General features: G+C 49.1%; 14 protein-coding genes. 4 read left to right on the top strand and 10 right to left on the bottom strand.

From position 1 onward, the window contains the following. Positions 1 to 162: 162 nt before the first annotated feature. The 4 genes from MHI45_RS25125 to MHI45_RS25110 form a co-directional block, all read right to left on the bottom strand. Positions 163 to 513 (bottom strand): type II toxin-antitoxin system PemK/MazF family toxin, encoded by a 351-nt coding sequence (locus MHI45_RS25125; protein ID WP_038586937.1) that lies wholly within the window; start codon positions 511 to 513, stop codon positions 163 to 165. Between the two features lie 3 nt (positions 514 to 516). Then, the gene (locus tag MHI45_RS25120) at positions 517 to 798 is read right to left on the bottom strand and encodes a CopG family ribbon-helix-helix protein (protein WP_076111276.1); all 282 of its coding nucleotides are present in this window, start codon (positions 796 to 798) and stop codon (positions 517 to 519) included. A gap of 212 nt (positions 799 to 1,010) precedes the next feature. Further along, complete coding sequence (gene alr, locus MHI45_RS25115; protein ID WP_076111245.1) at positions 1,011 to 2,192, bottom strand: alanine racemase; 1,182 nt, start codon at positions 2,190 to 2,192, stop codon at positions 1,011 to 1,013. A 228-nt stretch (positions 2,193 to 2,420) separates the two neighbouring features. Then, entirely contained in the window at positions 2,421 to 3,506 is a 1,086-nt protein-coding gene (locus MHI45_RS25110) for an outer membrane lipoprotein-sorting protein (RefSeq protein WP_076111246.1), read from the bottom strand. Positions 3,507 to 3,620: 114 nt separating this feature from the next. Here MHI45_RS25110 and MHI45_RS25105 point away from each other — a divergent pair, with 114 nt between their 5' ends. Next, entirely contained in the window at positions 3,621 to 3,941 is a 321-nt protein-coding gene (locus MHI45_RS25105; protein ID WP_076111247.1) for a hypothetical protein, read from the top strand. An 8-nt stretch (positions 3,942 to 3,949) separates the two neighbouring features. Here MHI45_RS25105 and MHI45_RS25100 read toward each other — a convergent pair whose 3' ends face one another. From MHI45_RS25100 to MHI45_RS25075, 6 genes are all read right to left on the bottom strand, one after another. Further along, a complete protein-coding gene (locus tag MHI45_RS25100) occupies positions 3,950 to 4,210 on the bottom strand; it encodes a hypothetical protein (RefSeq protein WP_256718127.1) in 261 nt (86 codons plus the stop codon). 173 nt (positions 4,211 to 4,383) lie between these two features. Beyond that, positions 4,384 to 5,037, bottom strand: a complete 654-nt coding sequence (locus MHI45_RS25095; RefSeq protein ID WP_076111277.1) for a M48 family metallopeptidase — start codon at positions 5,035 to 5,037, stop codon at positions 4,384 to 4,386. 185 nt (positions 5,038 to 5,222) lie between these two features. After that, entirely contained in the window at positions 5,223 to 6,065 is an 843-nt protein-coding gene (locus MHI45_RS25090; RefSeq protein WP_076111249.1) for a methyl-accepting chemotaxis protein, read from the bottom strand. 171 nt (positions 6,066 to 6,236) lie between these two features. Continuing rightward, positions 6,237 to 7,934 carry a methyl-accepting chemotaxis protein gene (locus MHI45_RS25085; protein WP_076111250.1) on the bottom strand — a complete coding sequence of 566 codons (1,698 nt, stop codon included), beginning with the start codon at positions 7,932 to 7,934 and terminating at the stop codon, positions 6,237 to 6,239. Beyond that, positions 7,931 to 9,244 (bottom strand): ABC transporter substrate-binding protein, encoded by a 1,314-nt coding sequence (locus MHI45_RS25080; protein WP_076111251.1) that lies wholly within the window; start codon positions 9,242 to 9,244, stop codon positions 7,931 to 7,933. The genes MHI45_RS25085 and MHI45_RS25080 overlap by 4 nt, the downstream gene beginning before the upstream one ends. Positions 9,245 to 9,524: 280 nt before the next feature. After that, positions 9,525 to 9,689 carry a hypothetical protein gene (locus MHI45_RS25075; protein ID WP_179091764.1) on the bottom strand — a complete coding sequence of 55 codons (165 nt, stop codon included), beginning with the start codon at positions 9,687 to 9,689 and terminating at the stop codon, positions 9,525 to 9,527. Positions 9,690 to 9,884: 195 nt separating this feature from the next. Here MHI45_RS25075 and MHI45_RS25070 point away from each other — a divergent pair, with 195 nt between their 5' ends. The 3 genes from MHI45_RS25070 to MHI45_RS25060 all read left to right on the top strand — a co-directional run bounded on the left by MHI45_RS25070 (position 9,885) and on the right by MHI45_RS25060 (position 12,120). Further along, the gene (locus tag MHI45_RS25070) at positions 9,885 to 10,073 is read left to right on the top strand and encodes a hypothetical protein (RefSeq protein WP_076111252.1); all 189 of its coding nucleotides are present in this window, start codon (positions 9,885 to 9,887) and stop codon (positions 10,071 to 10,073) included. 156 nt (positions 10,074 to 10,229) lie between these two features. Next, the gene (locus MHI45_RS25065; RefSeq protein WP_076111253.1) at positions 10,230 to 11,138 is read left to right on the top strand and encodes a helix-turn-helix transcriptional regulator; all 909 of its coding nucleotides are present in this window, start codon (positions 10,230 to 10,232) and stop codon (positions 11,136 to 11,138) included. Beyond that, complete coding sequence (locus MHI45_RS25060; protein ID WP_256718128.1) at positions 11,128 to 12,120, top strand: hypothetical protein; 993 nt, start codon at positions 11,128 to 11,130, stop codon at positions 12,118 to 12,120. Before MHI45_RS25065 ends, MHI45_RS25060 begins: the two co-directional genes overlap by 11 nt. Positions 12,121 to 12,134: the final 14 nt, after the last annotated feature.

Here is a 12,134-nt window from a genome sequence, read left to right as displayed (position 1 = left end):
TTAACCAGACCGTCCGGTCCAATTGTAGCATAGCTATTGCTTAAAGTGAAGACATTTAAGCCACAGGTTCGTATACAGTTTCCATACAATTAAAAAGGCACGCCGGATTATACACCGGACGTGCCTCCATTACACATTCTATACTATGTAGCCCTGCCTGATTTAGAAATCGATCAGGCCCAGACTGATTTGCAGCGAATCATCCACTTTCTTCATTGTATCATCGTCAAGGTGGGTGATCTTATCGGTCAAGCGTTGTTTGTCAATTGTCCGAACCTGCTCGAGGAGAATAACGGAATCCCGGTCAAAGCCGTGGGCTGCCGCATCAATTTCCACGTGCGTCGGCAGTTTGGCCTTCTGGATCTGGGCAGTGATGGCTGCCACAATCACCGTCGGGCTGAAACGGTTGCCAATATCGTTCTGAATAATCAGTACCGGCCGTACTCCGCCTTGTTCTGAACCTACAACCGGCGAAAGGTCGGCAAAAAAAACGTCGCCGCGTTTAACGATCAATATCTACACCCCGCTTACTAAGCGGCCAAGAGTACTGTCTGCATCTTCCTCAGCGAGAAAGGCCTCGCATGCCATCGTCAAATTGATCTTGGCCATTTCCATATAGCCCCGCTGCATGGACTCACGAATGGTGCGTTTCCTCCGTTCGCTTAAATACAGCTTCATGGCCTGCCTAATCAATTCACTCCGGTTAGAGTTCTCCAATTGAGCGATCCCATCCACTTCCTGTAAGAGATGATCGGGCAAGCTGATCATAATTCTTTTGGTGTTCTGCAAATTGGCCACCTTCTCTTCCACCCCCACAAACCTTCTGCCCTTGTGTTTCAGTGTTACAATATACAAGGAATTTTATACAAGGAATATATGCAACCAGTATATCAAGTATGCTGCATCCCATTATAAACTAGAAATGGCGGTTCGTATAGACCATAAGTCACATAGGTCTTTACGGTTCAGCTCCCTTTATCGATTCCTGTAAAAGTTACACAGTAAGAACATCAAGCCTGCAGCAAGGGATTCACCAGGTTCGGAGTAGCACCTTCACGCACATATACGCGGGGCACCCGGTGGGCCAGCATACAGATTACCTCGTAGTGAATCGTTCCCAGATGGAGTGCCAGTTCGTCTGCCGTGATGGACACGCCAGCCTGGCTTCCGATGAGTACAACCTCTTCGCCAGCTTTGATTTGTTCCGCTTCTTCAGCGAAAGATTTGAGCGATACCATACACTGGTCCATGCAGATCGTTCCGACGACAGGAACGCGACGTCCACGTATTAGCACCTCCGCTTTGCCTGTCAGCATGCGGGAATATCCATCTGCGTACCCCACAGGCAGCGTAGCAATGATCTCTTCGCTGTCTGTGAAGTAACGGGTGCCGTAGCTGATGCCCCAATCGGGCGGCAGGGTTTTGACATAAACCGCCTGCGTCTTCAGCGTCATTACCGGGTGTAAAGCCACCTTTGTATGGCTTACCTCTGCCGATGGATAAAAACCGTACAAGCTTATGCCTACACGCACCATGTTACTGGATAGAAGAGGTGTATCAATGGCCGTAGCGCTATTGCCCGTATGTATGATCGGGATTTCAATCTCTCTGTCCCGAAGCGTTTCCGCCACGCTCATGAACCGCCGGTACTGCATCAGTGTATAGCTTTTGTTTTCTTCGTCTGCCTTGGCAAAATGGGTAAACATACCCTCCAGCTCCGCCTGCGCTACAGAATGCACTTCAGCGATGAAACCGGGCGCGTCAGCCGGCAGCAATCCCAGCCTTCCCATCCCGCTGTCGATCTTGATATGCACCTTCAGCCGGTGCTCCGGATCTATAGGAAGCCTTCTTATTGCCTCCAGTACATCCGGTGTGAACAGTGTTACGGTTATATTGTACTCCCAGGCAACGGCTATTCCTTCCGGCGAGGTGTAGCCGAGCACCAGAATAGGAATTAGTATTCCCGCCTGACGCAGCTCCAATGCCTCATCCAAAAAGGCTACACTAACATAATCCGCTCCGAGTCGTTCAAGCTCCCGCGTCACTTCCACTGCTCCATGGCCGTACGCATTTCCTTTGACGCATCCCATAAACTTAGTCTCCGGCAGCAAGGCCGCACGAAAGGCTTCGTAATTGGCACGCAGATCATCCAGATTAATCTCGGCTACTGTAGGTCGATAGCTTACTTGCACTTCAGGGTCACCTTCTTACATTGTAGTAAAACATCTCTGTGATTGTCGTATGGAACCACAAGTCTTACTGCCAATGGTAATGCTAATGGAAGGCGGCTGTCAATGTAAGTACAGCTATCTTGCTGATTGGTCCTCCAAAGGGGCGGTTAACGGCAAAAATAAGTAAAAAGCGGATACAGCTTGTAGAGGAATGGGCTCCCACAATGCGCAGTATCCGCCTACTGAATATTACTTACCCGATTGTTCCGCCATAGAAGCGGCAATTTGCATCATTTCGGACTTTGGAAGGTTCGCGCTGGTAATGCGGAATTCCACGCCGTCGTTCATCCAGGTCAGAGTCAGTTGTTCATCGCCGCTCAGAAGCCCTGCGGTAAAGCCAAGATCGATTACCTTTCCCGGAACCAGCGATACCGTGTGGTCCAGCGGACGGGCTTCCATAATCGTATACTGGTAAATCCCGTCATAACGGAGGATCGCTGAATGATCCTTGCTGTCCTCGATTTTGTGGCTGTCCTTAAATTCTACACCGGCAGGAATATACTCCGGTTCAATGATGCCGAAATCGCCAAGCTCCGCAGCAACCGGCTGATCTGCCTGTTCCTTGTCCTCCGGTGCAGCCACCGGATTGCCGTTCTCATCAACCTCGGCTACTGTGCTTTCGGAAGGAGTACCGTTCGCCATATTTTTTTGCATATCAAAAGATTCCTTATTGAGCTCCGGATCAAACTTGAAGCTGTCGAACTTCACATCGACCACAACCTTGGCCTCGGAGTCGGAGACCTGCACCTGTTTCGGTTCATAGGTCTTTTTGGTCAGCCATATTTTTTGGCGCACCAGTGCGCTGCTCTGGTAATTTGCCGCCACTTCAAACACGTAGTTGTCCCCATCCTCCGTAAACTGGCGGTTGTTGTCAGAGACGATGCTGTTGACCAGTGTCTGGTACAAATACACCTGGCCTTGGCTATCCGGCCAATCGCTCTGGAAGCGGAAGCTCTTGCCGAGACTCGGTGTCAGCACGAACACCCCTTCATCATTGCGCAGAACAATCTGCGTTACATCCTTCTGGACATTGGAGAGGCTAATCCGGTAGTAGGAAGGATTTTTGTACCACACCTCCACCTTGTACTCCTGCGGCTGTTCGCCGGTGTACAGGGTCATCGTGCCGGCACCTTGGTAGGCCCCCTGCTTGCTCTCCAGCTTGTCAGACACATTGTTCAAATCCTTGACTACGGAAGCGGCATCCTTCTTCCCGCACCCCGCGAGCACCAGGGCCACGCTCATTATGATCGCGAGTACCCATGTTATCCGGCGCATGACATCATCCCCTTAACCTGTTTTGAATGCATTGATTAGTACATGTCTATGAGGGACAACACCGCAATATGCAGACGGGCATGACAAGCATGACAAGAGGTTCAAATTAGCCGTATGGACGATTCAACAAAGGAACTGGCTGCGGACGTGCAGAATTGTTTTAGGCAACGCTTATTGCAAGGGGTACAAGTTATGCAGGGATTTATTTTCAAGAAAGATTATAGAGAAAATGAGGTGCTCCGAAAGAGCCTGTCCGGGCTTGCCGCCAGCAGCTTTGGAATAAGCTTCGAACAGTGGTATCAGGAAGACAGTGCTCGATTTCTATCCGAGGTTTGGCTTTATCCCGGCACAGGAGCAGCTCTTCTCTATCGACTATACTTCAGGCAGCACCAACTCCGCGGGGATCCGGAAATTAGACGGGACTCAACCGGATGATCTAAACTTTATCCGCACATTTGCAGCCCAGCGATTGCCGGGTCTCCCGGCGTTTTGGTACAGAAGGCACGCTCGGGCTGCTGATGTTCTACTGCCTGAACGTCTTCAGTGACGACCTCTATTACCTGGAGAACGAGGACGTAATAGCTATTTGCAAGCAGGAAGGCAAGGAGCTGAATATTTTCGACATTGTGTTTATGAAAGCCATTGATATTCAAGCTGTTTTGGCTAAGCTGGCCAGCAGTGAAACTGAAAAAATAGTTTTTCATTTTACTCCGGATTACATAGGAATTGAAGCAGAAAGCACTCCTTACCCGGGCGGCTTATTTGTGAGAACCTGCGGCAACTCTTCATTTCCGACCCACATGAAGCATCCAGCTACGTCTATCCCCTAGAACCGGAAGTTAGGGCAAGTCAGCCGCAACCCCGGGATCTGCTATGTTTAGAGAGTCATGAATTGCCCAAACCGGGCCAGAAACTCTTCCTTCTCTTTGTAATCCGGCATGACACTCCCGAGGCGGCGCCAAAAAGACCGGTCATGATTCATATGCAGCAGATGGCATAGCTCATGGATAATCACATAATCAATAACCTCGACGGGGGCCATCGCCAGGCGGTAATTAAACGTCAGTTTCTTGTCCGCGCTGCAGCTCCCCCACTTGGTTCTGGATTCAACGATTTCGATCGTCTTCGGTTTTACGCGGAGCTGATTCTGATAAACGGTGATCCGTTCCGCGACAATCTTCTTCAGACGGGCAAAATAGAACTTCTTGAGTTCCAGCTTCAGCTTCTCCGCATCCCATTCACCGACGTTAATCAATTCATGCAGCGGGTATTCCTTCCCAAGGAAAAGAAACTTCCCTTCCTCCTGATATTCCTTCGCTTTGGGTGCCTGCCGCGCCTCCCGGCCCTTGCGCAGCTTGTCCAGAATCCATTCTCCGTGCCGCTCCACCGCACCCAAAATCATTTCGTCGCTTGTCCCCTTGGGGGCTTTTACCGTAATCAACCCAATTGCATCTATATGAAGGGAGATCTTCTTCCGCTTCGCGTACTGTACATGGATTTGAATCATTTCATCCTGTAACTGAATCTGCATAGCCACCATCGCTTCTATAAATATTCTTTCCTCCACTGTAACATGTTTGCCAGCATAGCATACAGAGTTTCATAGTGCGCATCTCTTCACACATCACAATTAAAAAAGAGTCCACGGTGGACTCTTCACACATATATATTATTCAATTCTTCTCAGCTCACTGGTATGAAATGCCAATGGCCGGGTTAGATCAGGCGGGCGATCTTTTCGATCTCCACTGCAGAAGCGGCTAACTGCTGCATGGACGCGGTGATTTGCTCCGTTGCCGCAGCCTGGCGCTCGCTCTGTGCCAGACAATCCAGCAGGGTTGCATCCATCAGGGTAATGTTCTTCTTGATCGCCTGCAGGATGCTGGCGATTTCTTTGGCAGAGGAGGCGCTGGAGACCGACATCTTTCGAATCTCCTGCGCTACTATCCCAAATCCCCGGCCATGCTCGGCGGCATGTGCAGCTTCGATTGCGGCGTTCAGGCCCAGCAGATTGGAGTTGTCCGCCACCTTTTTGATGAAATCCAAAATCTCATCCGTACTATGCAGCTCTTCGACAACCTTCTGGCCGAGCAGCTTAAGATCGCTTACGGTATTCGCCAAATCAGAAGCGGTTCCGGCTATCTCCCCGGAGGTGGAGCTTATCTCTTCAGAGGTTGTTGCCAGAGTATTGGCCGCATCGCTTAACGTTTCTTGATTGTGCAGGCTGATCCCAATGGTAAAAACACCGATAACCTTCCCGTCTTGCCCCTGAATCGGCATAGACGAAGATTTGAAGGGCAATCCGTAGATTTCCTTCGGAATATTTGCACTAACCGTCTCGCCGGTGTCCAGGGATCTTCGAATCCCGCCATTCTGCGGAACCGGCATTCCCTCTTGAATGCGGATATCCAGCTCATTCCCCGGCAGATAATAGATGAACTTGTCCGAATCGGCTAATGCGAACATGACATCCAGCGGAAACAAGCGCTGCACAAGCGGCAACGATATTCTCAAAGCATCCAGTAATTGTTCAATCTCCGTTTCATTTTGACCCTTCACGACACAACAGCTCCTAATAAAGGATTTTAGATCATTATAGCACGGAGGAAAACGCACCCGACAAGGCATTTAGTCCTTGCTTTTTGGTTGGTCTATTGCGTATTTATCCTGCCATAATTTGATAAAACTATGAAACCAGGAAGAAACGTTACCCTCTTAACAATAGATTGATTAGACTGAAAACTTCGAAATACTTTCCTGAAGCTCTTGAGCGAGCTCGGACAGCATTCTTGAAGCCGTTGCAATTTCCTCCACACTGGCCAACTGCTCTTGCGCCGAGGCGGATACGTCATAGGTCCCCTCGGAGGAGGCCAACGTGATCCTGTTGATCTGCTCAAAGGCAACTACCAGTTCATGAGTTTCATGCGACATTCCTTGGGAAGCATCCGAGACGCCTCCAATCTGTTCATTGATTTCTTGTATGGAGGCTTCGATTTCGGCAAAGGATTGCCCGGCGGTCTGGACGGCATGAATGCCGGCCTCCACTTCCTTCTCCCCTTGACTGACTATTACGAGGGTCCGGCTTGTCTCCGATTGAATCGAATGAATCACCTCAGAGACGCGTTTCCCGGATTCTGCAGTCTTCTCCGCAAGCTTGCGCACCTCACTGGCTACTACAGCAAAACCCCGTCCATGCTCTCCTGCTCTTGCTGCTTCGATCGCCGCATTTAGCGACAGCAGGTTCGTCTGGTTCGCTATATCCGTAATAATCGCGATAATTTCGCCGATTTCTCTGGAGCTTTCGGCCAAAGTGCTGACCACTCCTGAAACCTCACTTACATTTTTTGATACAGCCGATATTTGGTGAATTGCTGATTCAACCGCCTGAATCCCTTTGGTGGCCAGGTCGGATGCTACATCCACCGATTCCTTGACATGAATGGAACGCTCCGCAATTTGCGCGGCCTCTCCGTCCATCTTCTGAACAAGCGCAACGCTGGCTTCGATGCTGTTCACCTGCGTCTGCGCTCCTTCCGCTAATTTCTCCGTAATGGACGCAACATGCTCCGTAGCTTGTCCCGTTTGTTCCGCGCTGGCTGTCAGCTCTTCCGATGAGGCGGCAACATGCTCCGCATTCGTGCCCACTTCCCGGATCAGATCACGCAAGTGGTTGCCCATATTATTGAAGGCCTCAGCCAATTGCCCAATCTCGTCCTTATTCTTGATCTCCACCAGAGTATTCCGCAGATCCCCTCCGGCAATTTGAACCGCCATCTTCTGGAGCTTCTGGATCGGGTTCGAGATCGCCCTGCTGATCAGAGCCGCGGCCAGAGCTCCCAGAAGCAAGGCTGCGCCTGTCAATGCAATGACCAGCTTCTTAGTAGCCGATACATCACTGAAGGTTGTATTAGCTTCCAGCTCCAGTTCCTCCTCCTGAAGCTTAACAAACCGTTCTGCCGTACTGCTGAATTTACTTAGAACAGGTCCCTGCGTTTGTAGAATCTCCAGATAATCGCTGTTATTCCGCTTTTTACTGTCGATAACTTGCATAGCAGTACCGCTGTAATGCTCCTGCAGGAGATCGAGTCCGGCGAGGATTTGTTTGTCATCACGATCGGTAGTGAGCAATTTCAGCTGACCAAGAGCAGTGCGGAACTGATTCTTCGCTCCCTCAAAGTCAGCTACTTTGGACTCATCTCCATCAATCAGGAAACTGCTGATGCTTGCCCTTTCCTGCTCCACTGCAATTCGCAAATCCTTGATCAGTTGAACCGATTGGGATTTGTTCGTCAGAAGTTGTGTGTAGGTATCATTGACCTTGGAAAGGTAAAAGTAGCTGGTGAAGGCTACAACCAGCAGGAGGATCAGAATCAGACCGAACCCGCCGTATAATTTATTTTTAATCGTCATGTTTCTGAGTCTGCTCATTTCGCTGCCCCCTTATCTGTTGTGTCCAGAATTGAGGTGGCTTCTGCCCGATAACTCTTAGCTGCTTGTTCCGGGGTTATGCTGCCGTCCAGCACACGTTCCAGGATGATTTTATAGGCATTGTCAGCAATCAAGGCGCTGCTTGGAGCAGGAGGATCGATTGGGGATGAATGAGTCTTGAGATAGTCAAGCAGCTCGTACTGTTGTTTTCCCCCTTCATCCAGCTTGCCGCTGAGCTGTGCAGCAATCACAGTGGAAACAGGAACTCCCCGTTCTCCCTTCAGAATGTCATTGGCTGCCGCATTATTAATGAAGAAATCAATGAACTTGGCTGCTTCTTCCGGATATTTAGAATAGGATGACACCGCGAGGAACATGGAGGGTTTGATAAAGCGCCCTTCTTTGTCCCCGGCCTTCGGCAGCGGCAGCAGCTTGATGGTTCTTCCTGCCTTGCTGCTCAAGATTGTCGATGCATTGCTGGAAACGGAGAAGAAGGCCGTCTTCCCGGTTATTACCGGATGATTCTCATCATTGCTGACTCCCTTAAATGAGCCTATCAACCCTTCCTCTGTCCATTTTTTATAGAGGGTGAAATAATCCGCCAGATCTTTGTCATCATCATATCCAAGAGCCGTTCCCTCCGCATTGTACATGGATACGCCTCGGGTTCTCAGAAAATAACTCACAGCAAACATATTCCCCATCGGATAGAAATCGGGATCATCTATAGTTTCTTTTAGTTCTACAAGTGTCTTGTACAGCTCATCTATTGTATAGTCCTGGGAAGGTGCCTTAATGCCTGCCTCCTGAAGGAATGCCGGATCATAGATCAGAGCTTCTGAATTAATGCCGATATTGACCGCATATAATTCATCATTTTTCATGCCTGGAGCCAGGTACTCCGGGGGAACATCCGATATGGAAAGACTCTTATTCTTAATATAAGGGCCAAGCGGTTCAATGAGATCCCGATTAATATAATTGAATATAAATCCATAATCCCCCTGAATAATATCAGCAGCCTTCTGATCCGCCGTATCCATAGCCAGACGAGAAGACAGCGCATCTGTACCGGAGAAATCCTCCGTTACAATCTTGACGCCCGGATGCTCCTTCATATACAAATCAACTACCTTCTGCGTGTCCTCTTTGCGTTGCTCTTTCCCCCACCACACAAACTTTAGTGTAACCTCCTGAGCTGCCGCCTCTTCCTTGTTTCCGTCACCGGAGTTGCTGCAACCTACAATTCCTGTTAGGACCAGGAGGGCCCCCCACACCTTCAATAACCCCCATACTTTGTTTCCCCTCATAAAAGCCACCGCCCTATCTATCTACTGATGTCGAATAAACAAAAAAAATGTAGTATTTTGTACATTCAACAACTGTTTTCTTTATCGGAAAGTGATTCTGCTTTATGAACAGATAAGTGGAAACGGCTTCGCCGTCCTCAAAAGGACGGTATCCGTTTCAGCGAGAAATAGAAGGATAATTTATAGCGTGAAGCATATCAATTCTTATCTTTCAACAAAAAAAGCCCGCACTCTGCACGGACTCCTCATCTTAATATGTTTCCAGTTTTAGAGGACAGCTTCATGAATCCTTTAACATTCCTATGATGATAAACGTAGAAATATAGAGCACAAACATAATGGCCAGCACGAGGCGCATCCGGCTTTTGTTCTTCACATATTTATTCATCAAAAACATAATGACAGCTATTGCAGCAACGCTCAGAATTGTGATGATATTGTTCATCGCAAAGTCTCCTTTACAGTAGATTCTGCTAAGTATATAGGGAAAATCAATTCATTTATATAAAAAAGAGCATAAATAATGTATTTTATTTCATTTATTTGGATTGAGATTTATAAGAGGTGCGACATTTTATGTCGTACCTTTTGTTTTATACTACGAAGGTACCATTCAAACTGTGAAATGAGGTTCAAGATTATGCCGAAAACAAAACGGGGCCGCGTACTTTGGAACTTGCCGTCACGGGGCCGGGGGACATGCCCGATCTGTGAAACTACGCGCATTAAACTACTCTATCCAAAAGTGAAGAGCGATGGAACCGGAATTAAGGTATGCAAGCGGTGCAGTAAAGCGCCGCAAGTCAAAGTTGATGCTATAACAGGCTAAGCGTATCCTTAGTCGGGGGTGCCTCTCTCTTTTATGCGTATATGCATAAGACAGGTGCAGGCATCCTTGTTTCATTCCGCCGGGTTCCTTATACTCGAAATAAACAAACACAGGGCCAAGCTCTGATTCCCATAATCATGAAAGGGAGCGTCTTACTTGAGCCATATCCACCGTATTCAATGGTTCGACCAGCAGATTAAGGCGGGGCGTTATCCCAACAGCAATCATCTGGCCGGGCAGTTCGAAATCTCCAAGCGCCAGGCTCAGCGGGATATCGAATACATGGCCTCTTCTCTCCGGGCTCCGCTGCAATATGTGGCGAAGCAGCGCGGGTATTGCTATGAGGATGACAGCTTCATGCTTCCTTATCTCTATATGACCGATCAGGAAAAGCAGATTCTGAAATATTTGGCTTACCGGTACAGCCGCTATAATTACGAGAATGGAGCGGCAGTACGGCGGATTGGCAGCCTGCTGGAGCGGCTTACCGATGACCAGGAGCCGGGTGCAGAGGCACAGCTGCCGATTTTTACGGTAAATGTACATGTACTGCAGTATATTGAGCTGCTGGAGCATGCCATCAAAGAATGTATAGTTGTAAGAATTGTTCATGATGGGCAGGAGGGTGAACAGGAAATCTGCCCGTTGAAGCTTGTTAACCACTACGATGATGACCATGTCATTGCCAAGACGGCAGAACATAGTCCGCCCCAGCACTTCCGGCTATCCTCCATCCGTTCTTTGAAGCTGACTGAGCGGCGGTTCAATGGAGAAGCCGACGGCGGACTGCGGCAGGAACAGGTCCGAAAGCTCAAGCCTTTTACGGCACAGATCCGCCTGGCTGCTCCACCCAAAGGAGAATCATGGCTCGGATTTCAGGTACATCTTATAGATAAAGACATTTACGAAGTGGATTTTTTCGATCCGGAGATATTCGTGCAGCATCTGCTCACTACAGAATGGCTGCAAATACTGGCCCCCCAATGGCTGCAAGTCAAAATAAGCAGCAGATGCCAAGCGATGCTTGATTTGCTGAATCCACAGGAGAATCCAAGTGAACCTTAATAATATTCAGATGAAACGTGAATCGAAGTCTTTTACAGACGCCTTATATGCCATCCTGACAGCCGCGCAGCGGTTTGAAGGACCAAAGTATATGCTCTCCGGGCTTAGCGGCTTGGCCTTCAAATTCTCAGTGCACCGCAGGCTTCTGCCTATGTCGGTTACGGCATACGGGCAGTGGGGAAATGAGCATGCACCTGCCATTGATAATCTGGGGATTCACACGGCCTATGACGGCGGACGCACAAGGCACAGCTCGTTCGAAGTGTATCAGCAGGATACCATCGCTTGGATCAAACAAAGCATAGATGCCGGTGTGGGAGCGTTGTACTGGATTCCGGAGTTCGGGGTAATTCACGGCTATGATGATGCGGATAAGGTATTTTATCTGCAGGACGGCTGGTCCGGGGAGAGCCAAGTGGTGTTGTATGACAATTTCGGCATCAACTTCACCTCCTTCTGGTACTGCCAGGTGTTCGGCAATCAGGTAGAGGTTCCCTTGAAGGATGCGGTGCTCGAATCTCTCCGTCTGGCACTCTATGACTGGGAGACACCTTACAAAACATGGCCGGATAAGGAAATCGCCTCAGGCCGGCTCGCCTATTCATACCTGATTCAAGCCTTGAAGCTGGGAGACTTTGATTCTTCGGGTGCCGCATATATTCTGGATTCCTACGTATACGCACGAAGGGAGATCAGGGATTATTTGCAGGAAGTACATCAGCTGATCCCGGGACTGGATGAAGTTCATCACATATACAGTGAATTGGCAGACCTAATGACGGAAGAACTTGCAGTATCTCTGCCTTCCTTTAATGGAACAGGTCAATTGGCTGAGCACCGTCAAGCCTCATTATGTGCAGCGCTGGCCAAAGCTGAGGCCCTCGAAGAACGCGCAATGGAACGGGTCCGGATTGTGTCCGAACGTTACCCTGACCGCAAACGTTCTATTGTGCCCAGATGGGGCGCACATTCGGCAAGGTAATATTTAAGCGCGTG

The organism is Paenibacillus sp. FSL H3-0321, from assembly GCF_038002865.1.
In the GTDB taxonomy this organism is placed as follows: domain Bacteria; phylum Bacillota; class Bacilli; order Paenibacillales; family Paenibacillaceae; genus Paenibacillus_AQ.
This window is presented reverse-complemented; position numbering and strand designations above follow the sequence as displayed.